A 20487-nucleotide genomic window follows, 5' to 3' on the forward strand; every position below is an offset into this window, starting at 1 on the left:
CCTTTTCTTTATGTTTGCAGCTATGAAAAAAACAATCCTGGCTCAAGTTTTCATGGCCTGTGCCATTTTTATGGCAGCCTGTTCCGATGAAACCAGTTTCACCCCGGCAGAAGATGCGCAGGATGCTGGTCGCGAGTTTATCCGCGCCTCCCTGGATGGCAATATGCGCAAAGCAGAGTTTTATCTCCTGAAAGACTCTTCCAATAACATGCTGTTTGAAAAATGGAAAAAGGATTACTACAATAAGCTTTCCACCGAAGAGCGGGTCTCCTTCAAGAACGCGAATATCCTGCCGATCAAGATTGAGAATGAAAACGACTCTACGGTTCACTATTCCTTTTCCAATTCTTACAAAAGCAAGGACACTACTGTCATCAAAATTGTAAAAGTAAATGGCATCTGGCAGGTAGATCTGAAAGAATTACATTAAGCAAACCAACTGAAACAAAAACAACAAAGATGTTAACTGTATCACACCCATGGCATGGTATTCCTACCGGTGAAAATGCCCCCAGAGTGGTAACTGCGGTAATTGAAATTCCACAGGGTTCAAGAGCCAAATACGAAATCGATAAAGAAAGCGGTTTATTAAAACTGGACCGGATCATTTACTCTTCTTTCTATTATCCCTGTAACTACGGGTTTATTCCCAAGACCTATGGCGATGATAAGGATCCCCTGGATATCCTCGTGATTACCAGTCAGCCCGTACAAGCCATGTGCCTGATGGAAGCCAAGGTAATTGGGGTGATGCGCATGATCGACAGCGGCGATGCAGATGATAAAATCATCGCGGTAGCAGCCCATGATCCCAGTGTGAATTATTACAACAATATTGAAGAGCTGCCCAAACATTTCTTTGATGAACTGCGGCATTTCTTTGAAGAATACAAGCGCCTGGAAAACAAGAGTGTGGTGGTGAATGAATTCCAGGATAAAGCGACTGCCCTGAAGATCATCCAGGATGGTATCGCCTTTTACAAAGAAACTTTCCAAAAATCATAATGCCCGCTTCCGAACTCATATTGATTATTGGGATCGGTTTGCTGGCTGGCGTTTTAAGCGGACTGGTAGGCATCGGTGGAGGAATCGTGCTGGTGCCTGCCCTTGTTTATTTTTTGAAATACAGCCAGCACCAGGCCCAGGGCACTTCCCTCGGTGTACTGATGTTGCCGGTGGTGTTTTTGGGCTTCTATCAATACTACAAATATGCCCTGGCCCAGGGCACTCCGATTGATTTGAAAGTGGTGGGCTTGCTGGCTATTGGTTTTATCTTAGGCGGACTGCTAGGCGGAAAAATTGCTACCCGCATTGATGGGGAGCTGATGAAGAAAATCTTCGCAGTGCTGATGTTGTACTCAGCGGTTAAATTACTGCATTGGGACCAGGTAGTGATACGCTGGATCAAATCTGTCTTTAGCTGAAATATCGTTTGATGATTCTTAACTTATGGGTTCTTTTCTTTTGGTCGCGACTGATAATTCCCTGGTGATCGATATCGTCAATTCTTACTTTGCCCGATGAATGAATGATTTCATGATCATTCAGCAAAATACCAACATGGGTAATGCGGCCATCCGGTTCATCAAAGAAGGCAAGATCGCCGGGTTGTGCTTCCTGCAGGAAACCAACGGACTCTCCTTCTGCTGCCTGCATCCAGGCATCGCGTTGCATGTGGATACCGAGTTGGCGGTAGACCATCTGCACGAAGCCACTGCAATCAATGCCTGCAAAGGTTCTGCCACCCCAGAGATAGGGTGTGTTCAGGTATTGTAAGGCAATTTCGGCTACCTGTACCTGTTTGTCTTCGTCGGTTGTGTTGGTAGTGAGCCCAGTGAAGGAAATAGAAAACACACCGGCCTGGATGGTTTCTTTGTGTACTGGCGTGCCCATGAATACCGGCATCGGTTGTCCGTTTACGTTAGCAAAGCCGAGTTCGTGATCGTAATAACCAATTGGTTCGGTTGGGTTTACCAGTTCTGCGAGTTGAATGGCCTGGCACCAGCCTTCGTACCCATCGTGCAGGGAACGGATTTGCAACCAGCCATCTACAGCGTTATCCAGCACATGCACCTGTTCTCCCAGGAGCAACTGGCTGGTCATTTCACTGCGATGGTTAGGTGCTTCCCGCACGGGGCAAACAGATACAACTGGGATATAAATCGCTTCGCTAAACATATTCCGCACAAATTATGGAAAACGCGCCAACTGGCATCTCTATAAAAATGATAAATTGTACCAGTGAATAACGACAAGTACAACCATATCAGCGAACAGGAACTACTGCGCCGCTATTACCAGGAGGGTAATAAGGAATGGCTGGGTATCCTGTTGCAGCGGTACACTCTCCTACTCTTAGGTGTGTGTATGAAGTACCTGAAGAACGAAGAAGCAGCCCGCGATGCCGTGCAGCAGATCTTTCTGAAAGCCATTACGGAGCTGGAGAAATACGAGGTGGAATTTATCAAGTCGTGGTTGTATATGATCGCGAAAAACCATTGCCTGATGCAGTTCCGGGATAAAAACCGGCAGTTGGTAGAGTTATCAGAACAAATGGCGGAGACTGAGGACAGTGATGAGAAATTATCGATCAAAGAAAAAGACCAGATGCTCGACTGGATGCACGAGAGTATAAAAAACCTGAATCCGGAGCAGCAGCAATGTGTAACTTTATTCTACCTGGAAAAGAAAAGTTATCAGCAGGTGGCGGAGGAAACGGGGTACAGCATTTTGCAGGTGAAGAGCAGTATTCAAAATGGCAAACGGAACCTGCGGTTGATGATACAGCGCAAGCGGAAGGAAAATGAAAGCAGCAAATGAGCAATTTACTCAACATATTAGCCAATAGCAATAAGGATATCGACAATCAGTTGCTGATGGATTATATCAGTGGGAAATTGTCGCATTCCGATCGCCATCTCGTAGAAGCCTGGCTGCAGGAAAACGAATTTGAATCCGATGCATTGGAAGGACTGGAAGCCTTTGGCAACAAGGAAGAATTGCAGCGCTATGTGAACCAGCTCAATAAGGAATTGAAGCTCTACCTGCAAAGCAAAAAACAACGCCGGGAAAAGAAAAGGATCAGGGAAAATCCCTGGACTTACCTGGCGATTCTCCTGATCCTTGCCTTTCTTATTTTAGCCTATGTAGTGCTTCAATTATTGAATCGCTAATAGAGGGTTTTATTCTCCATCGCTTTCCATTTCTCGAATACAGAGCCCGCTTCAGGATGTATTACATGAATGAAAGGAATCTGTCGTTCTGCATGAGGGATTGCGATCTCTTCATAAATGAAAGAATCATCAAAACCCGCTGCAGCAGCATCCTGTTTGGAAGCCGCGTACACGATGCGTTCCGGCCTTGCCCAATAGAGTGCACCCATGCACATGGGACAGGGTTCACAAGAAGCATAGACTGTGCAGCCGGTTAACTGAAAATCATTCAGTGCTTTACAGGCTTCGCGGATGGCTACCACTTCAGCGTGAGCTGTGGGGTCATTGGTACAGAGCACCCGGTTATGAGCGCGCACCAATACTTCATTGTCTTTCACGATCACACAACCAAAGGGGCCGCCTTCTCCGGCTTCCATGCCCTTTATGGCTTCTTCAATCGCCAGCTCCAGAAAAAACAGATCGTTGTTCCCGGTTAACTCCATGTTTACTGGTATTGAATATAGAGCGGACGTGGTTTCAACTTCATCAGTTCTTCGGCTGTCAGTAACCGTGAGGGTGTTTCTTTCAGGTCGTTTTTATAGAAGATTTTGAAGCCGGTGTATTCAACCGGTTCGGTGTAGATAAAATGTTTGTAGGTGCCGATCTTTCTGGCAGGTGCGCCCCAGCCATCCATATGCATTACAATTTGCACTTCCGGACGGGTTTTGATCTGCTGATAGTTTTTCACCATTGGGCGGGTGAAACGATGTACCACCAGCACTTTAGGAGGCAGGTTGTATTTCTTCACCATATTGGCCAGGTACTCGGTTGCATAGTTGATATCGGCGGCATCAAAAGAGCCGATTACCTTGCCAGGTGCCTGTCCGCCTTTCATGGAGAACTCGGGATCAATACCCAGGTGTACATTCGGCATGGCGAGGTATTTTTCCAGTTCGGGGATTTCTTCCTGCAGGGTACCTAATCCCACCTGGATATCCAGGAACACGATGGCATCAATCATCTTGGCGATGTTCAATACCGAATCGATTTGTTTGAAAGGCATGCGCAGGCGGTATTTGCCAGCAGCACCGGGACTACCCTGTGCCGTAACACAGATATAATGCAAGGCAGGTTGAACAGGGGTTTTGGGATCCGCTGCTTCCCAGTTTTTGATTTCCACTTTGAGGCGGTCGATCATTTGTTTGGGAGGTAATTCTCCCAGGATACCCATCCGGGTACTATAGAGGTTGCCATAATAGGCGATGATGCGTTTGAAAGGAAGGATCGCCCCTGCTTTAGGGTAATCCGTTTTAGCGGGCCATTTGCCAGAGCTATCGCCATTTACCATGTGTTGGATATGCTCATTGTAAAGGGCAGTATCCAGGGTGAGTGCTGCAGGAGCTGGTTCAGCTGCCTGTGCTGTTGCGGGAACTTTGGTAGTATCACCGGTTGCTGCAATGGCAGCGGTTGTAGTGGGAGCGCTATCACAGGCAAATAAGCTGGCTGCAATAGAAATACTTGCGATGGTTGTAAACAGGTTATTAGATTTCATAAACACTTTATTCAGGGTCTTTAAACACAAGCCTTCAACGTTGTTGAAGGCTTGTTTAGTATTTTATTTGGGCGTCTCATCACCATCGAACTTGTCCTTCAGCTTTGCCCACCAGCCACTGGCCTTGGTTTTAAGCTCTTCCCACTTTTCTTTTGCTTCATCATCCCAGGTGTCCACTTCTGCACTTAACTCATCAATTTTCGTGCTGGCTTTTGTTTTTAGCTCAGCAATTTTTTCATCACTGAATCCTGTCTTGGCCTGGAACTGCTTCCAGAGCGCCTCTGCCTTGTCTTCGATCTTGTCCCAGCCTTCTTCTACATTGTCCTCAAATTTCTCCCAGGCATTTTCTGCCTTGTCTTTCAGGTTCTCTGCATTTGTGCTCATAGATACTATTTTAACGGTTACTGTTTTTGGTCTGCTTTAAATTACTGAATTTTCAGGCTACCAGCAACAATAATTAATCGTTAAGCACCTGTGTAAATCACCCCGGAGGTAGGGGTTTCATGCAGTTCAATTTTTGCCAGCAGGGGCAGCAGAGGTTTCACCTCATCCCAGATATACACTGCGATGCGTTCGCAGGTAGGATTTTCAAGTCCTTTTATGTTATTCAGGCATTTGTGATCCAGCCTGTTAACTACAGGCTTTACCACTTTCTTGAGGTCAGCGAAATCCATTACCCAGCCCAGCACCGGGTCCAGCGGTCCTTCTACCCAAACCCGCAGGCGATAGGTATGTCCGTGCATTTCCTTGCACTTATGTCCTTCCGGTACATTGGGCAAAAAATGCGCGGAATCAAATGTAAACTCCTTAAACAGCAACATATTCTTCGAAATATGCCGCGAAGTTAGGATTAATGAAGCATTTCAAATTCCTTTAGTATTTCTAAAGAATCCTCTCCTATCAATTTTGCCTCTTTAGCAAGTTGTTTTTTAAGCATCCGACGTCTGTCCCGGGCAGCCTTCATTTTAGAAGTTTTTTCTTCTGCCTTCAGGAAGATCTCATCTTTTGATTTTAATGAACATCTTTTCATACCTAAACTTTATTGACTATTCAGCACCCTCACCATCACTGCCATGCTTTCTGCGTCCTTGGGATTGGGACTTTTGCTTTTGATATAGGCTGCCAACGCAGGCGATAATCCATTCACCGCCTGTGCCAGGTCTTTTTTCGACTTGGGTAGCTTAATCAGTTTTCCGGCGGCGGCATCAAAGAGGTACCATTCTTCCTGCTGCACAAATTTCTTTTCATATACGGCGATGGTGACCATCTCCTGGTACACCACTTTTTCCAGCAACTGGAGCAGCTGAAACTTCGGACCGTCTTCTTCCACCCGGTAGTAAAAGGTTTTATCCTGGTTGCCAACAGGCGGATATTCATTTCTGAATATCATGGTTTTGGGCTTGCCATTGAGCTCAGCTTCATACCGGATTTCGCGTACAGGGTCCCTGAAATGAAAGAAACCATCCCCTTCGCGGAAAGTGGGTTTGTTGCTGTACAAATCAAAATTGAGCATGCCGACTTTAGCTGATATCCCATTGCTGTACACCACCGAGCCATCATACCAGTTTTCACCCACATAAGGCGAGCCCTGGATTTCTTTGGCACTCATGATCATGCCGCGTCCATCGCGATCGGTTGCCAGCACCGCCTGTACGCCTACTATTTTCACCTGGCCTGCCAGGCTTGCGGAGAAGAGCAGGCATAAAAAAAGGAACCATGAATTTTTCATGATTCCAATATAGTTTTTTTTGATTGATCCTTCTTGTCAGGCTCTCTTTTTCTTGGCAGGCAGGTATTCCTGCAAATGCTTGACGAGTGCGGAATGCGTAGGCTTGCCTTCATAGCGCTCATCGTTGATAAAGATGGCAGGCACATCCCGCACGCCTTTGTCAACGCCTTCCAATAAATCAGCTCTTACTGTCCAGCCATAGACAGAATCTACCAGTTTGGGGATCAGGTTTTTATCCATTACGCCGGCTTCCCTGGCATATTCTTTCAGGCTGATCGGTCCCAGTCTTCTGCGATGCGCAAACAACAGGTGATGCATCTCCCAGAATTTGCCTTCCTGTACGGCTGCTACTGCTGCCTCGGCGGCTTTATGAGAATGCTGGTGCACCCTGGTTAAAGGAAAGTGGCGGTATTGAAACCGGATCTGCTCAGGATACTGTTTCAATAACAAATCGATTGCTTCCTGGGCTTTGGCACAGGCTTCACTTTCATAATCGCCGTACATGATGACGCGCACGGGGGCCTTTTCATTACCTATCCAGATGGTCCGGGGTTCGATAATTTCTATCTTGTTCTGTATTGACATATTGCTCCTTTTTTTAATGGAGCAGTTAGTTGGTATATGTATAAGACAATCTTACTTGTCAAATAGTTGTTTCTTGTTGGCGCGAATCATCTGGCCATAATCCCACTGCTTCACCAAAGCATCCACCGCCTGGGCGATTCGTTTGGCCCGGGTGGTCTCTGTTTTGGCATCCGATATCCATTTGCTGAAATAGCGCTGGTGTCCCGGAGTTAATGAATTAAACCATTGATAAGCAGCTGGTTCATCTTCCAAACAGGCCAGCAGATCGGGGTCCAATTCAGGATCTGCGGGGTCCCATTCCAGGTTCAGGTGGACCCTTGCCCCTTTTTGCTTTCCCAGTTTTTTGCGAATATCGGCTTTTAAAGGGAGAATAAATGCACCTTCCCCCATGGGGATCAATGCCTGCCCGGTTATGGCCAGCTCATCCAGCTTGCCCTTTACCCGGAAAGATACCCTGCAGCCCGGGTTAAGCTTTTCTGCCATCTCTTTTGAGATAGCCAGGTACGACCAGCCGGTTTTTTCTCCCTGCTGCCCGAATTTTTCAATTGTAAGGGTTGCTTTGATCATGTTGTGTATCTAAAGAGCAGGTAATCCCTCCACCTCTACTTTCTCCACCGGGTCCAGTGCCTGCCGGAAATCTTTTGGAATCGTATACGTTTCCATCAGCTCCGAATCCAGCTGGTAATGGGTCAATTCCTTCAGTCGCTTCAGATTCAAATCAGGCTGCATCCATTCCAGGGCCAGCTCATCCGGCAGGATCAAAGGCATGCGTTGCTTCTTGTTATGCACCCTGCTCATCAGGTCATTCGCTGCGGTAGTTACAATCGCAAATGACACTATATGCTCTCCCGTTTCTCTGTCTGTCCAGTCTTGCCAGATGCCCCCCATATAAAAAACCGGTTGGTCCGGAAGGTATACAAAATAAGGCACTGCGGTTTCTTTTTTCGCACCTTCCAGCCTTACATGTCGCCATTCATAAAACCCTGAAGAGGGCACCAGGCAGCGACGTTTCATCGCCGCCTCCTTATACAGGTTGGAGGCCAGCATTTTTTCCCCGATCGCATTGAGGGTAGTATATTTCTGGCGCGCCGTCTCTACATCTTTCCAGCTCTTCACCCAGGGCGCCAAAAATTCCCAATGTGCCTGCACGATTTCCAGTCCGCCTGTTTCAGCTGCCCGCACAATCGGCCAGCTTCCATATTCGAACCCACTCTGCATGGCATAGGTTAAGGCCGACTGATCCGGCAAGCTCAGGGTCATATCACCTATCGTGAACACCCTGCTTTCCGGAACAATCAGCCTGTTATAGTAACACATACCGGAATTTACTTATTCATTTCGAAATACCACTACTCCATCAAATACATCTACCAGTACGGTTTTATTTTTCTCAATATCTCCCATCAGGATGCGTTTGCTCAACTGGTTCACAATTTCCTTCTGGATCAGGCGCTTCAGTGGCCTTGCACCAAATACGGGATCAAATCCATGCTCGGCCAGGTAATCAATTGCATATTCACTGAACTTGAGTTCTATGCCATTTTTAGCAATGAGCTGGCGCAGGTTCTCCAGTTGGATCTTAATGATGTTCCGGATATCATTGCGCATCAGCGGCTGGAACATGATGATTTCATCTACCCGGTTCAAAAACTCCGGACGAATCGTCTGCTTCAGCAATTCCATTACTTCCACCCGCGTGCGGTCTACGATCTCCTCTTTATTGTCTTCGTCTACAGTTTCAAAATTGTGCTGGATAATATGACTACCAATATTGCTGGTCATGATGATGATGGTGTTCTTGAAATCCACTACCCTGCCCTTGTTATCGGTAAGGCGACCATCATCCAATACCTGCAGCATCACGTTCCAAACATCCGGATGCGCTTTTTCAATTTCATCCAGCAATACCACACTATAAGGTTTGCGTCTAACCGCTTCCGTTAGTTGTCCGCCTTCATCGTATCCAACATAACCGGGAGGTGCACCCACAAGGCGGGACACCGTATGCTTCTCCTGGTATTCACTCATGTCGATCCGCGTCATCATGTGTTCATCATCAAAGAGGTAAGCAGCTAATGCTTTTGCCAACTCCGTTTTACCCACACCGGTAGTTCCCAGGAAGATGAAGGATCCGATTGGTTTTTTAGGATCACTCAACCCGGCCCTGCTTCTGCGGATGGCATCAGCTACTGCTGTGATGGCTTCTTCCTGTCCCACTACCCGCTCATGCAGATGATCTTCCAATTGCAGCAGTTTTTCTCTTTCACTCTGCAGCATTTTTGCTACCGGAATACCGGTTGCTTTTGCTACTGACTCAGCAATATCTTCAGCATCTACTTCTTCTTTCATGAGGCGACTGCTATGCTTACCGTAGGCTTCGAGTTCTGCGGATAAATCAGCAATGATTTTTTCCTGCTCCTGGATTTTTCCATAGCGGATCTCAGCAACTTTCCCATAATCACCATTCCGTTCGGCTTTCTCAGCTTCCAGTTTGTAATTTTCAATGGTTGCCTTGGCAGTCTGCACTTTCTCCACCATTTCTTTCTCCTGTTGCCATTTGGCTTTCAGGGTATCGCGCTCCACACTGAGGTTGCCTATTTCGATACTTAATTCTTTTAGTTTTTCTTCATCGTTCTCCCGTTTGATGGCTTCGCGTTCAATTTCCAACTGACGAATCTGACGATCCAGTTTATCCAGCTCTTCCGGCATGGAATTCATTTCCAGCCTGAGTTTGGCGGCGCTTTCATCTATCAGGTCAATCGCCTTATCTGGCAGGAACCGATCACTGATATAGCGATGTGATAATTCCACGGCAGCAATAATTGCTTCATCTTTAATTCGTACATGGTGGTGGGTTTCATACCGATCCTTGATACCACGCAGAATAGAGATCGCATCTTCCACACTTGGCTCATCAATGATCACTTTCTGGAAGCGACGTTCGAGTGCCTTATCTTTTTCAAAATATTTCTGGTATTCATTTAAGGTAGTGGCACCGATCGCACGCAACTCTCCTCTTGCCAATGCAGGCTTCAAAATGTTGGCGGCATCCATGGCACCTTCACCACCACCGGCTCCAATCAAAGTGTGGATTTCATCAATGAAGAGAATGATCTCTCCATCACTTTTAGCAACTTCATTCACGACTCCTTTCAAGCGTTCTTCAAACTCCCCTTTATATTTGGCACCTGCGATCAGTTGTCCCATATCGAGTGCAAAAATGATTTTACTTTTCAGGTTCTCGGGCACATCACCATTTACGATACGCATGGCCAATCCTTCCGCGATAGCTGTTTTACCAACGCCCGGTTCACCTACGAGGATGGGGTTGTTTTTACTTCTGCGGGAAAGGATGTGCAGGGTTCTGCGAATCTCTTCATCGCGTCCAATTACCGGGTCGAGTTTGCCATTGCGGCCCATCTCGTTGAGGTTCTTCGCGTATTTGCTTAAGGTATTAAACTGTGTTTCCTGTGTCTGAGACGTGATGCTGCCACCTTTTCTCAATTCTTTAATGGCGGCAATCAATCCTTTTTCAGTGAGGCCGGCATCTTTCAGGAGTTTGGCTGTACTATCATTTCCTTGTTGGATGGCCAGTAATAAATGTTCAGGCGTTACGAATTCATCACCAAAGGATTTGAGGGCTGCACCTGCACGCAGGATGACATTGTTGGCATCCCGACTAATAGACTGGGCCGGTTCACCGCCCTGGGCAGCAGGTAATTTGGACAACAACTGATCCAGCTGTTGCGAGAGCTGATTCACCGCCACTGCATTTTTTTTCAGCAGGTATTCAATAGGAGAATCCTGCTGCTCCAGCAAGGCTTTTAACAGGTGTTCTGTTTCAATATTCGTATGCTGGGCATTGAAGGCCAACTGCTGGGCCTGTTGTATGATTTCCGCGGCTTTGACGGTAAAATTGTTCAGGTTCATATTTTTTTCTTTTCAAGGTTCTCTTCTCTCCTTCAAATCCTAAACCAGCCTGAAAATCAGGCAATAATGACAGTAAATTTTAATATATGCTGACGAATACGCCGGTTCTGTAGAAAAAAGCTGAAAATTTTTCAGGTTATAAACTCAGAAGGGAATTTTAACGTTAAGACTTCGAATCCCTTTGATAATTTAGACATTATTCAATTCTATGCGATCCATTCTATTATCCTCTTTTGCGCTCCTGATGGCAGCTTCAAGTTCTGCACAAACGCCCGCCGCACAGGCAAAACCGCTTCGCAACAACCAGGTTGATATCCCCGCAATCACAGAGGGACTTGAGAAGTATAAAAAAGACCTGGGCAATGATTTTGTAGTAATTGTGCACAAAGATGGAAAGGATGTATACCGAAGAGAATTTGGCGAGTTAAGAGCAGCCAGCCAGGAACCGATCGGTGCTGCAAGTCAGTGGCTCACAGCTGCCCTCGTAATGAGTTATGTGGATGAAGGCAAACTTTCCCTGGATGATAAACTGGGCGATTTCCTACCTATTTATCAAAGTTATTCCAAGGGTTATATCACCCTGCGCATGTGCCTTTCGCATACAACCACCATTGAATCTGATTTACCGGTTTTCCGAACCGCGTTGAAAAAGAAAAAATTCGATACCCTGGAAGATGAAGTGGCCAGTTATGCAAAAGACCGGAATATGAAAGGTCGCCAGGGCACCCAGTTTTATTATGGAAATATTGGTCCCAATATCGCCGGCCGTGTACTCGAGCTGGTGGCAAAGCGTCCTTTTGATCGCGTGATGCGCGATCGCCTGGGCAAACAGCTGGGCTGGAAAAGAACCAATTTCATGAGTGATGGTGTATATGCTGAAAACCCTTCTGCAGGTGCCAAATCATCTGCGGATGACTACATGAAGTTTCTGACCATGTTGCTGAACAATGGTAAGGTAGGTACTGTACAGGTGCTCAAGGAAGCTTCAGTAAATGAGATATTGAAAAAACAAACCGGTGCTGCCAGCATCGCTTATGCCTCTCCTATTTCACAAGGCAACGATTATGGTTTTGGTTGCTGGATCCAGGAAAAAGATGCTGCCGGAAACGGGACATTGGTGAACTGTCCGGGTATCAATGGAACCTGGCCCTGGATCAACAAATCAAAAGGATATGCTGCCATTGTCTTCACCAAAGGAGAACTGCCCGATCAGAAGCGGATGGTCTTTGAAGAGATCCGGGAACTGATCGAGCAGCATATTAATTAAGCTTCTTTCTTTTAAGCTTCTTCCTTTACGAACACCAGTTTGGATCTGTCTGCGTTGTAGATTTTTTCGTAGAAGAGCAAGAGTTCGTTATACATTTTGGCAGGAAATCTTCCTTTCGACAATTCCAGCCGGCGGATGTATAAAATGGTATTGTTCTGGATCTGGGTGCTTACTTCATAGCTTCCAAAAGGAGTATTGAGTTGGTTCACTTTAAGATCCCGTTCAATTTTATATCCTTCCGGCAAATTGATGCGCACCGTATCGATCTCTATCTTTTCTTCATTAAGGATGATTTCAAACTGGCGGTTGGTATCGGCGGTTAGTTTGTGCTCCCACTTGTTTAATACATTGGGAACAATGAACAGGCGTTTGCCCGTAAACTGCGCATAATGATCAGCGGTAATGCTCAGCTGTTCATCAATGAAAGGAATATCACCCGGCGTTTCCTTGTAATCAAAAGCGCGGATGGTATATTGAGGCAGATCCAGCGCCCGCTGAAGTACTTTTTGTTTTTCCTCATTGGAATAGCCATGCACAAACTGATGCAGGTCATCTCCCACCATCGCCTTGTACCGGTTGTTTGCAGTGATGGATAACTGGCCCTCTTTGTTAAGCGTAGCTTCTATGCTAGAATGATACTGGTTGGCTGTTTTATCGTACTTCGGAGTTTTAACCAACACACCTCCATTTTCCGTAATCAGCAAGGCGTGCCGGTTGCCGGTAAAACTTCCCATATAACCAGGTGCAGTAGTCTGGCTTGTGCACTCCAGCCAGGCAGTATCTTTACCCAGCGGAACAGCACAAATGGCGTGATTAAACTGAGAAGATGGAAAATCAAGAGGAATATCACGTTCATCCTTACCCGCACGGATCAATACATAATAAGATTTGATGCCAACTTCTTTTAATATGGCCACCATATAATTACTGAGGGCCTTACAATCGCCGTATCCTTTGCTCGCAACGTATTTGGCAGGAAAGGGAACCCATCCACCAACACCTAACTGTATACCTACATAGTGTGTTTTGGATTGCATATAGCGATACAACTTATCTACCTTTTCACGATCGGTTTTGCAGGCAGCAGCGATTGCCTTTACTTTTTGTTTTTCTTCTTCCGGAAGTTCATCCTGTCCGTCTATCAGTGTTTTTACAAACTTTCCGAAATCTTCCCAGGTAGACATATCGCCTTTGAAATTCCCCAGTTTAAAAGTTGAAGCACCTAAAGCAATATAAGGAGCTACTTCATGGATTGGAGGCGCACCATATTCAGACGGCACCGCACTCAACTGAGTCACTTCCCATTTTTCTGTTTTCTTCTTTCCATTACTGGTAGAAATTCCTTTGCCTGAAATGTTCCAGGTCTTGGTACGATAGGTATAAACCGGATCTGAAATGATAACAAAACTGCTGTTTTCCACTGCCATACCTCTTCCCCGGATCGGGCTCCAGCCTGGCAGAAACATAGTTTGATTATTGGTGGTTTCAGAGATATACTCAATCGTGTAAGGGTATTCCCGGTGTTCGAATGAATGATACTTTACCCTGTCATCTACAATCATTTGTCCGGCTCCCTGCACAGGCAAATCCGTGATTTCTGATTTTTTCAGACTCCGGATTTTTTGTCCCATGGCATTGTACAGGTTGCCTTCAATCTTGTCGATGCTGGACATTTTATCATAGGTATCACTCCAGTACGCATACCTGCTGCCGGCTTCATTCAGCACAGTCAATACAAAATGTTCCCTGATGGTTACTTTTTTTTCTGAGTGAATTTCCAGGATGGTTTCCTGTTTCCGGATCACGGAATTGGCATATTTGAGCAATCCTTTGGGAATAGTAAAAGAAGGGTATTCATCTGCCCAGGCTGTTCCGGCTAGTACCAGTTGAACCAGCAGCAGGAGTGTTAATCTGTTTTTCATGGAGTGGCTTTTTTCAATACGATTTGTTCAGCTTGTTTATTAATTACATAACCAAAAAACTCGCGCAGTGATTCATATTCCTCCGGTGTAAAATAAGCTTTTGCCAACACCACACGGGTTCTCAATTGAATGCGACCAGGCTCTGTAGATACCAGGTATTCAAAATAACCATCGCCATCATTGAGTCCCACTTTGGCCGATTTAGGCATTTCATCCACTTTATAACCTTCCGGAATTTCAAAATTCAACAGGTAGGTTTCGTCAATGCGACTGGGCATCTCTACAGGATAAAAGCGGTTGGGTGATTTGAAAGGATTCTCTTTACTGAATGGTTCTAATACGGGATCTATGTAAAGCACCTCCGCTTCTTCATTTTTAGCAACAAAATCATAGGTGATTTTAATCGGCAATTCCTTTTTCTTTAAAGAATCTATGTGCGTATTGCTGATTTCATATGCTGAGCCAAATCTGGTTTTTATGGAATTGAAAACCGCGTCCTCTCCTTTTTCACGCACCAGATTACGATAACTGGTAGAGCTGATATATCCCAGACTGGATTGTATACTTCCTTTTAGATCCTGGGGTGAAGCTACCAGAGTAGCGAGGGTAACTTTTCTTTCCAGCAGGGAGTCGGCAGCCAGGCTGATGGGAAGTGGATCTTGCATCAGTACCCGTGCATGTCCATTATAACATTTGGAAGGAAGGTAGCCAAAACCCAGGTCGGGATCTGAGGCATCCAGCAGGTAATCACTATCGCCAATCAATACAGCACAAACCACATAGTTAAAGCGATCCATAAGTGGATAGAGTTCATGGGTATAACCCCTGCTACGTGTACTCAGAATGATCGGGTATGCCGTATAACCGAAAGATTTCAGTGCGGCTATTAACATCAGGTTAATATCACCCACCGTGCCTGTTTTTGTTTTGATCACATTTTTAAGATTGCCACTGGCAGTAAATCCGTTTGTACCATTCCAGGAAAAATTATCCCGGAAATATTCATAGATGCGTTTGGCTTTTTCAGTTGGATCATTGATTCCGGCAACATGTGGTTTGATCAGGTCTTCCAGGCTACCATCCACCCGCTCCATGGCTTGTCCAAAATCCTCGGACTTCAGCAGATCGGAAGATACTTTTTGCCAGTTCTCCATTACCAGTTTGGGTGCCTGATTGGGAAACCTGATACTGGATAACTGGAACTCAATTTTACTTCTGTAATTTTCCAGCGTTGTAATATAACTCTCAGATTTCAAGGCCGGAATATCTTTCATTACCCAGCGTTTCATTTTGGCCAATCCTGTTAACACAATATCGTTTCTGGTGCCACCAATGAATTCCGTTCTTCCTACATTGATCCGGTAGGTACGGGAAACATCTTTAGTGGTATTGATATGATAGCGATGATATCCTTGCGTCAGGTACACATAGTCAAAATATTCTGGTATCTCCACTTCGTATTCACTCCACAAGGTTGGATACTCATTCTGAAATGCCCAGTCACGGAATTGAAACAGGTAATCCGATTTAAGCATGTAGCTTAATTCAAATATGGACCCTTCGCGTAAAGCAGGAAGCGAAAACTTTTTAAGACTGACATTTTTTGAGAACTTTTCAGTAAATACCTGGTTGTTTTCAAGTTGGGTTTCTACCACCTTCCCATTCTCCAGGTTATAGGTAACGCCATTGAAGCGCCGGATTTCTTCCTTCATATCATTGCTCGCACTGGAATAAAGGGGGATTAAATATTTCCCGGCATCAATACCATTTTTATCTACAATATAAACCCGAATTTTACGCTCGAATTCATAACCAAATCCTCCATCATTGTTGGGAACAACGCGAGAATAGCCAACATCGCCCAGGATAATGGCATGTGCACCGGTATCGAAAGATGGAAGGGATTGTTTGAAATCTTCGGGACTAACTTTACCGAATTTAAAGGCGACTTTGTCTTGAGCAAGTGCAGAAAAACTGAATACGGATAGCACAAAAAGCGCCAGATAATGGACTTTAGATAGCATAAGGTTTAGCGTTTAAAATCCGAAAAATATAAAATTTAGTGAAAATTCAAAATAGGGCTGCAAAAATTCGTGAGATTTCTACAGAGCTGGGATTCAGTTATTGTGGCATTTCACCCGCTAAATTTTTAAACGAGGATGCGCGGCGACTGGAAAACTGGTTGAACAAAGGCTATCATGGCAGCATGCACTACATGGCCAATCATTTTGACTTGCGGGTAGATCCTTCCAAACTGGTTCCGGGTGCCAAATCTGTTATCACCTTACTGATGAATTATTATCCGGCAACCCAACAACCTGCTGAGTTGCCCAAAGTTTCCAAATATGCGTATGGTCAGGATTATCACGAGGTTATCCGGGCGAAACTGAACCTGTTCCTGGAGCGCATCCGGGAAGAAATTGGAGCGGTAGAAGGAAGAGGTTTTGTGGACTCTGCTCCTGTGTTGGAAAGAGCCTGGGCCAGAGAATCCGGAATTGGCTGGATAGGCAAAAACGGGAACCTGATTACCCGAAAGTCCGGCTCCTTTTTTTTCATTGCCACCCTGATTACCGACCTGGAACTGGATCAATACGATGATCCTTATGCGAAAGATTATTGCGGCACCTGCACCAAATGTATTGATGCCTGCCCGACAGATGCGATTGAACCCAATAAGGTCATCAATGGCAGCAAATGCATTTCCTATTTTACGATTGAATTAAAAGCGGAGTTGATACCAGAAGAACAGAAGGGTAGCTACCAGGACTGGATATTTGGTTGTGATATCTGCCAGGATGTTTGTCCCTGGAATCGTTTTTCAGCTCCTGCTAAAGAACCTGCCTTCCAGCCCATACATGAGTTATTCGAGTTGACTGCTGCAGACTGGGAGCAATTAGGAGAAGAAAAATTCCGGAACATCTTTCGTCATTCGCCCATCAAGAGAGCAAAATACAAAGGTTTACTCCGGAATCTTCGGTTTATAAATAACCAGGGTGATCAATAGCCATAGCGGCTCAGGAAAGCAAGTTTACCATCCGCCTGGATTTTGTACTGGGACAATCCTTTCTTTCCAACCACCAGGGCCAGGTTTTCGCGGATGATGATATCAAATGCATCCTCAACATCCAGTTGTTGTTTTAATTGAATGGACTGTTTGTTGGAAACATTGTACACTTTCAACCCGGATTTTCCATCGCAGATATAAAGGAAGGGATCTTTTAAAGCGAGTCCGTGTGGATTGCTTAAAGGATAGGTTTTAATCAGTTTAGGTTGCATTACATTGCTGACATCCAGGATATCCAACTGATTTGAATTGCCTGCACAAAAATTACCGGTACGTAGGGTAACATAGGCATAGTTATCATCCGCCACCACCGGATCACAGGCAGTAGCGTGTATGAACGAACCTAAGAGTTGCGGACTGGCAGGATTTTGAATATCGGTGATATACATGCCATTGCTGGAACCAATAAATAATTTGTCCTTGAAAGGATACAATGTTTCAATTCCCCAGCCTAATACAAGATCTCCCTGGATTGTTGGATTCAGGTAATTGGAGAGGGAATAGGACATCAGTTTACCAGTATTTACAACAAATAGATTGTCATTGACGATGGAGAGTCGCGCCATTGAACCAGCTTTCCCATCCTGACTCTTACCTGCTCCTGCATTCAGTTCTGCAAAAGAGCAATTGATACAACCGAAACCAGGCATAGGCCTTGAACCATCTTCAATATCAACGGTGGTATCTTTTTTGATCCAGTCCACAATTACCTTAGTAGAATCCAGGTAATAACCATTTACCCAGGCTCTTTCCGGGAAAACATCTTTAATTGTTTTTTTCAGTTCTGGGTTCAGGGGATTGCTAATATCCAACACCAGTAAATCGGTAAACAGATCAGCATACAGCGTATTGCCTTTCACTGCAATATCAATGTTACCTGGCAGCGCGATAAAGGCTTCGGGTTTTGGAGCAGCCGGATTACTGTTATTGATGATATGAATGCCGCGTGCAGGATCGCTCATGAAAATCCAGCTGCCCAACCAGAATATTTTTCCGGTTTCTTTGATCTCCCTGGCTGGTGCCGCGGAAATACCTGCGAGCACGGAAGCTTTGGAAGCAAATACCGGCGTCTGAATCGTGTAGGTCCTGGTTACTTTGTCCTTGATACAGGCGCTAAAGGACAGGCAGGCGATTAGAGCAAGGAAGATTTTTCCTTTTACCATAAGCAGTTTCATAAGCCATCTATTTTTGTTTATTGAACAGGAACCGGGCATTCAGACCAACTGTCAGCAGTCGTTTGTTGCCGGCGGTTTTATCAATATTGGAAAGCTGATAATTCAGGAAGGGACCAGCAGAGAGGTTTCCACTTCCGAGATTAAACAAGCGATAATTCAAACTGGTTTGGGCACTGGTCTGGAATTTATTCACCAGGTCGTTGTTCTGGTAATAAGCGCCTGCTGCCTGGTCATAATGCAGGGCATCGGTGCGCAGTAGTATACCAAACAGGAATCCATTATTCCAGGAGAACCGTTTGCGATTGTCGAGGTACCATCCGATTTCAACAGGCACCTGCAGGTAATGGTAAGCGTTATAATAAGCTTTTCCTTCGTTGCCTGCACCTGTGTAGGCAGTAGTTGCTGCTATATTCTGAAGGCGGAAATTAGAGAAGAGCGCACTGCTGTCCATCTTGCGGCCTACTTCAATCCGGTTGGAAAAATACGCATACTGAAGGCCCGTAATGAAATTCAGTTTACGGCTGATGGGTTTACTAACACCAATGCTTGCCTGAAAAGATGGACCTGCTTTCACATCGGAGGGTCTTGGATCAAGGGTTGTGGCGGTACCGGGTGGTTGCAAAGCAATATTGCCGGAAAAATTTTCAGCTACCGGGGAATAGGCGGAAGTCAATCCATCTCGCATGGATCCGGATCCTCCTCCAATTTGCATGGCCAGGTTCCAGGGTTCTTTTGTTTTTGAAGGCTTGGCTACAGCTGCTAATAAATCAGCATTGAGTTTGGTATCACCGGCTGTTGCATCATTGGGTTCTATCTCTCCGGGTTCGGGTGCATTGTTATTGCCGGCGATTGTTTTTCCAAAGAGTTCTTTTTCAGTTGCTTCAACTATAGCAGGAGATTGAGTTGGCTGTTCAGTTGGTTCTGTTGCGATGGCAGTTTTCTCAGTTTTTTTATCTTTTTGAACTTTTGCAAGCTGGCGCTGCTGCTGACCCTGAGCTTTGATTGCATAGGATGCGTTATCAGTTGGGGCAATGCGCTTTTCGGGGGAGGTTGGATTTTTACTTTTGGTTTCAGTAGAAAAACTGGTATTCTCCGATTTTTTGTTGGCTGTTATAACTGGCTGGGAACTTTTTAGCGGATCACCATTTGCAACAGACACTGTTTCCTCTTTTGCAGGCCGCTCCTGTTGGGCTGAAGCGATATCGTTATTATTCTTATTATTCTCTAAACTGTTTGAAACTGATGGAGTAGCATTCGAATCATTGATAGTTGTTTGAGTTACGGTTGTGGGTACAGATTTGTTGAATAAATCCGGGCTTAAAAACCAGATAGACAGACCTCCGGCCAGCATGGCTGCAGCCAGCCAGTACCAGGCGAAACCTCTTCTGCGGTCTTTTTCCTTTATTTGCGCAGCCACCTTTTCCCAAACCTCGGGGGATGGCTCCAGGCGAAGTTCATTTGCCTTACGCTGAATGGATTTATCAAATTCACGATCGGGCATAGTGAGTTGATTTTACTGATTCGGATTCTTTTTGCAGCCAGGTCATCAGCAGGCTGCGGGCACGTGCATATTGCGAGCGGGAAGTTCCTTCATGGATTCCCAGCATGGTACTGATTTCCACATGCGTATATCCTTCAATTGCATGCAGGTTAAATATTGCCTGGTATCCTGGTGGCAATTGTCTTACAAGGTCAGCGAGCTGCTTGGCATCCAGCCTTACTTCCGGGTTATCAGGCGATACCGGGTGCAAATGGCCGGTTTGATCAGAGCTGAAGGACAGGTCGTACTGATAGCGACTGTTTTTCTTCAGGTAATTGATCGCCGTGGTAACCATAATTCGTCTGATCCAGGCTCCCAGGTCTCCCTCTCCCCTGAACTGCGCAAGGTAATGGAAGACCTTTACAAATCCTTCCTGCAGAACATCTTCTGCATCACTCATGGATTTGGTGTACCGGTAACAGACCCCCAGCATTTGTGCAGCAAACTGCTCGTACAGCGCTTTTTGCGCGGCCGGCTTCCCTTTCAGGCAGTCCCTCACCAGTTGGTGTTCATTGGTCATATCCTTACAATAAAGCTGACAAGGTACTGTCCGCCTTCGTTGCATCCCTGT

23 protein-coding genes are annotated in these 20487 nt (G+C 45.5%); 7 read left to right on the forward strand and 16 right to left on the reverse strand.

Translation table 11 applies throughout. The features are described 5' to 3' along the window. Positions 1 to 22 precede the first annotated feature (22 nt). The 3 genes from MD536_RS05530 to MD536_RS05540 are packed head-to-tail and all read left to right on the forward strand — an operon-like array spanning position 23 to position 1424. Positions 23 to 430, forward strand: a complete 408-nt coding sequence (locus MD536_RS05530) for a nuclear transport factor 2 family protein (RefSeq protein WP_239596563.1) — start codon at positions 23 to 25, stop codon at positions 428 to 430. A gap of 29 nt (positions 431 to 459) precedes the next feature. Continuing rightward, positions 460 to 1005: an inorganic diphosphatase gene (locus MD536_RS05535; RefSeq protein WP_239596565.1), complete on the forward strand. Its 546-nt coding sequence runs from the start codon at positions 460 to 462 to the stop codon at positions 1003 to 1005. Next, positions 1005 to 1424, forward strand: a complete 420-nt coding sequence (locus MD536_RS05540) for a TSUP family transporter (RefSeq protein WP_239596567.1) — start codon at positions 1005 to 1007, stop codon at positions 1422 to 1424. The genes MD536_RS05535 and MD536_RS05540 overlap by 1 nt, the downstream gene beginning before the upstream one ends. On the opposite strand, the gene MD536_RS05545 is transcribed toward MD536_RS05540, so the two are convergent. After that, entirely contained in the window at positions 1417 to 2178 is a 762-nt protein-coding gene (locus MD536_RS05545) for a C40 family peptidase (protein WP_239596569.1), read from the reverse strand. The two genes, MD536_RS05540 and MD536_RS05545, sit on opposite strands and share 8 nt — an antisense overlap. Positions 2179 to 2241: 63 nt before the next feature. On the opposite strand from MD536_RS05545, the gene MD536_RS05550 reads away from it, so the two are divergent. Next, positions 2242 to 2820 (forward strand): RNA polymerase sigma factor, encoded by a 579-nt coding sequence (locus MD536_RS05550; RefSeq protein WP_239596570.1) that lies wholly within the window; start codon positions 2242 to 2244, stop codon positions 2818 to 2820. Then, entirely contained in the window at positions 2817 to 3173 is a 357-nt protein-coding gene (locus MD536_RS05555; RefSeq protein ID WP_239596572.1) for a hypothetical protein, read from the forward strand. The genes MD536_RS05550 and MD536_RS05555 overlap by 4 nt, the downstream gene beginning before the upstream one ends. Here MD536_RS05555 and MD536_RS05560 read toward each other — a convergent pair. From MD536_RS05560 to clpB, 10 genes are all read right to left on the reverse strand, one after another. Continuing rightward, positions 3170 to 3655: a nucleoside deaminase gene (locus tag MD536_RS05560; protein ID WP_317208105.1), complete on the reverse strand. Its 486-nt coding sequence runs from the start codon at positions 3653 to 3655 to the stop codon at positions 3170 to 3172. The genes MD536_RS05555 and MD536_RS05560 overlap by 4 nt on opposite strands. Positions 3656 to 3657: 2 nt before the next feature. Continuing rightward, the gene (locus tag MD536_RS05565; RefSeq protein WP_239596573.1) at positions 3658 to 4704 is read right to left on the reverse strand and encodes a hypothetical protein; all 1047 of its coding nucleotides are present in this window, start codon (positions 4702 to 4704) and stop codon (positions 3658 to 3660) included. A gap of 63 nt (positions 4705 to 4767) precedes the next feature. Next, entirely contained in the window at positions 4768 to 5088 is a 321-nt protein-coding gene (locus tag MD536_RS05570; RefSeq protein ID WP_239596575.1) for a hypothetical protein, read from the reverse strand. A gap of 80 nt (positions 5089 to 5168) precedes the next feature. Further along, positions 5169 to 5525 (reverse strand): 6-carboxytetrahydropterin synthase QueD, encoded by a 357-nt coding sequence (queD, locus tag MD536_RS05575; RefSeq protein WP_234863886.1) that lies wholly within the window; start codon positions 5523 to 5525, stop codon positions 5169 to 5171. 29 nt (positions 5526 to 5554) lie between these two features. After that, the gene (locus MD536_RS05580) at positions 5555 to 5734 is read right to left on the reverse strand and encodes a hypothetical protein (protein WP_239596576.1); all 180 of its coding nucleotides are present in this window, start codon (positions 5732 to 5734) and stop codon (positions 5555 to 5557) included. Between the two features lie 9 nt (positions 5735 to 5743). Beyond that, complete coding sequence (locus tag MD536_RS05585; RefSeq protein ID WP_239596578.1) at positions 5744 to 6433, reverse strand: hypothetical protein; 690 nt, start codon at positions 6431 to 6433, stop codon at positions 5744 to 5746. Positions 6434 to 6469: 36 nt separating this feature from the next. Next, a complete protein-coding gene (locus MD536_RS05590) occupies positions 6470 to 7018 on the reverse strand; it encodes a DsbA family protein (protein WP_234863890.1) in 549 nt (182 codons plus the stop codon). Positions 7019 to 7069: 51 nt separating this feature from the next. Further along, positions 7070 to 7585 (reverse strand): YdeI/OmpD-associated family protein, encoded by a 516-nt coding sequence (locus MD536_RS05595; RefSeq protein ID WP_239596581.1) that lies wholly within the window; start codon positions 7583 to 7585, stop codon positions 7070 to 7072. Positions 7586 to 7594: 9 nt separating this feature from the next. Next, a complete protein-coding gene (locus MD536_RS05600) occupies positions 7595 to 8335 on the reverse strand; it encodes an SOS response-associated peptidase (RefSeq protein WP_239596583.1) in 741 nt (246 codons plus the stop codon). Positions 8336 to 8347: 12 nt separating this feature from the next. Continuing rightward, positions 8348 to 10948: an ATP-dependent chaperone ClpB gene (gene clpB, locus MD536_RS05605; RefSeq protein WP_239596585.1), complete on the reverse strand. Its 2601-nt coding sequence runs from the start codon at positions 10946 to 10948 to the stop codon at positions 8348 to 8350. Between the two features lie 208 nt (positions 10949 to 11156). Between clpB and MD536_RS05610 the strand changes: the two genes are divergently transcribed. Next, positions 11157 to 12215 carry a serine hydrolase domain-containing protein gene (locus tag MD536_RS05610; protein WP_239596587.1) on the forward strand — a complete coding sequence of 353 codons (1059 nt, stop codon included), beginning with the start codon at positions 11157 to 11159 and terminating at the stop codon, positions 12213 to 12215. An 11-nt stretch (positions 12216 to 12226) separates the two neighbouring features. Here the strand turns inward: MD536_RS05610 and MD536_RS05615 are convergent, their stop codons facing one another. Both MD536_RS05615 and MD536_RS05620 read right to left on the reverse strand, forming a co-directional pair. After that, positions 12227 to 14137 carry a DUF3857 domain-containing transglutaminase family protein gene (locus MD536_RS05615; protein WP_239596589.1) on the reverse strand — a complete coding sequence of 637 codons (1911 nt, stop codon included), beginning with the start codon at positions 14135 to 14137 and terminating at the stop codon, positions 12227 to 12229. Next, positions 14134 to 16161: a DUF3858 domain-containing protein gene (locus tag MD536_RS05620; protein WP_239596591.1), complete on the reverse strand. Its 2028-nt coding sequence runs from the start codon at positions 16159 to 16161 to the stop codon at positions 14134 to 14136. Before MD536_RS05620 ends, MD536_RS05615 begins: the two co-directional genes overlap by 4 nt. 38 nt (positions 16162 to 16199) lie before the next feature. Between MD536_RS05620 and queG the strand changes: the two genes are divergently transcribed. Further along, entirely contained in the window at positions 16200 to 17141 is a 942-nt protein-coding gene (queG, locus tag MD536_RS05625) for a tRNA epoxyqueuosine(34) reductase QueG (protein ID WP_239596593.1), read from the forward strand. Here queG and MD536_RS05630 read toward each other — a convergent pair. Genes MD536_RS05630 through MD536_RS05640 form a run of 3 tightly spaced genes read right to left on the reverse strand, consistent with a single transcriptional unit; the run spans position 17135 to position 20436 of the window. After that, complete coding sequence (locus tag MD536_RS05630; protein ID WP_239596595.1) at positions 17135 to 18376, reverse strand: LVIVD repeat-containing protein; 1242 nt, start codon at positions 18374 to 18376, stop codon at positions 17135 to 17137. The genes queG and MD536_RS05630 overlap by 7 nt on opposite strands. A gap of 7 nt (positions 18377 to 18383) precedes the next feature. Next, a complete protein-coding gene (locus MD536_RS05635) occupies positions 18384 to 19877 on the reverse strand; it encodes an outer membrane beta-barrel protein (protein ID WP_239596597.1) in 1494 nt (497 codons plus the stop codon). Further along, positions 19864 to 20436, reverse strand: a complete 573-nt coding sequence (locus MD536_RS05640; RefSeq protein ID WP_239596600.1) for an RNA polymerase sigma factor — start codon at positions 20434 to 20436, stop codon at positions 19864 to 19866. Before MD536_RS05640 ends, MD536_RS05635 begins: the two co-directional genes overlap by 14 nt. Positions 20437 to 20487 lie beyond the last annotated feature (51 nt).

The sequence above is a fragment of the Flavihumibacter cheonanensis genome (genome assembly GCF_022352215.1).
GTDB lineage: Bacteria > Bacteroidota > Bacteroidia > Chitinophagales > Chitinophagaceae > Flavihumibacter > Flavihumibacter cheonanensis.

Excerpts from the sequence above, each read along its gene's own strand:
- MD536_RS05530 (WP_239596563.1), top strand. The coding sequence starts at position 23 with ATGAAAAAAACAATCCTGGCTCAAGTTTTCATGGCCTGTGCCATTTTT.
- MD536_RS05535 (WP_239596565.1), top strand. The coding sequence starts at position 460 with ATGTTAACTGTATCACACCCATGGCATGGTATTCCTACCGGTGAAAAT.
- MD536_RS05540 (WP_239596567.1), top strand. The coding sequence starts at position 1,005 with ATGCCCGCTTCCGAACTCATATTGATTATTGGGATCGGTTTGCTGGCT.
- MD536_RS05545 (WP_239596569.1), bottom strand. The coding sequence starts at position 2,178 with ATGTTTAGCGAAGCGATTTATATCCCAGTTGTATCTGTTTGCCCCGTG.
- MD536_RS05555 (WP_239596572.1), top strand. The coding sequence starts at position 2,817 with ATGAGCAATTTACTCAACATATTAGCCAATAGCAATAAGGATATCGAC.
- MD536_RS05560 (WP_317208105.1), bottom strand. The coding sequence starts at position 3,655 with ATGGAGTTAACCGGGAACAACGATCTGTTTTTTCTGGAGCTGGCGATT.
- MD536_RS05565 (WP_239596573.1), bottom strand. The coding sequence starts at position 4,704 with ATGAAATCTAATAACCTGTTTACAACCATCGCAAGTATTTCTATTGCA.
- MD536_RS05570 (WP_239596575.1), bottom strand. The coding sequence starts at position 5,088 with ATGAGCACAAATGCAGAGAACCTGAAAGACAAGGCAGAAAATGCCTGG.
- queD (WP_234863886.1), bottom strand. The coding sequence starts at position 5,525 with ATGTTGCTGTTTAAGGAGTTTACATTTGATTCCGCGCATTTTTTGCCC.
- MD536_RS05580 (WP_239596576.1), bottom strand. The coding sequence starts at position 5,734 with ATGAAAAGATGTTCATTAAAATCAAAAGATGAGATCTTCCTGAAGGCA.
- MD536_RS05585 (WP_239596578.1), bottom strand. The coding sequence starts at position 6,433 with ATGAAAAATTCATGGTTCCTTTTTTTATGCCTGCTCTTCTCCGCAAGC.
- MD536_RS05590 (WP_234863890.1), bottom strand. The coding sequence starts at position 7,018 with ATGTCAATACAGAACAAGATAGAAATTATCGAACCCCGGACCATCTGG.
- MD536_RS05595 (WP_239596581.1), bottom strand. The coding sequence starts at position 7,585 with ATGATCAAAGCAACCCTTACAATTGAAAAATTCGGGCAGCAGGGAGAA.
- MD536_RS05600 (WP_239596583.1), bottom strand. The coding sequence starts at position 8,335 with ATGTGTTACTATAACAGGCTGATTGTTCCGGAAAGCAGGGTGTTCACG.
- clpB (WP_239596585.1), bottom strand. The coding sequence starts at position 10,948 with ATGAACCTGAACAATTTTACCGTCAAAGCCGCGGAAATCATACAACAG.
- MD536_RS05610 (WP_239596587.1), top strand. The coding sequence starts at position 11,157 with ATGCGATCCATTCTATTATCCTCTTTTGCGCTCCTGATGGCAGCTTCA.
- MD536_RS05615 (WP_239596589.1), bottom strand. The coding sequence starts at position 14,137 with ATGAAAAACAGATTAACACTCCTGCTGCTGGTTCAACTGGTACTAGCC.
- MD536_RS05620 (WP_239596591.1), bottom strand. The coding sequence starts at position 16,161 with ATGCTATCTAAAGTCCATTATCTGGCGCTTTTTGTGCTATCCGTATTC.
- MD536_RS05630 (WP_239596595.1), bottom strand. The coding sequence starts at position 18,376 with ATGAAACTGCTTATGGTAAAAGGAAAAATCTTCCTTGCTCTAATCGCC.
- MD536_RS05635 (WP_239596597.1), bottom strand. The coding sequence starts at position 19,877 with ATGCCCGATCGTGAATTTGATAAATCCATTCAGCGTAAGGCAAATGAA.
- MD536_RS05640 (WP_239596600.1), bottom strand. The coding sequence starts at position 20,436 with ATGACCAATGAACACCAACTGGTGAGGGACTGCCTGAAAGGGAAGCCG.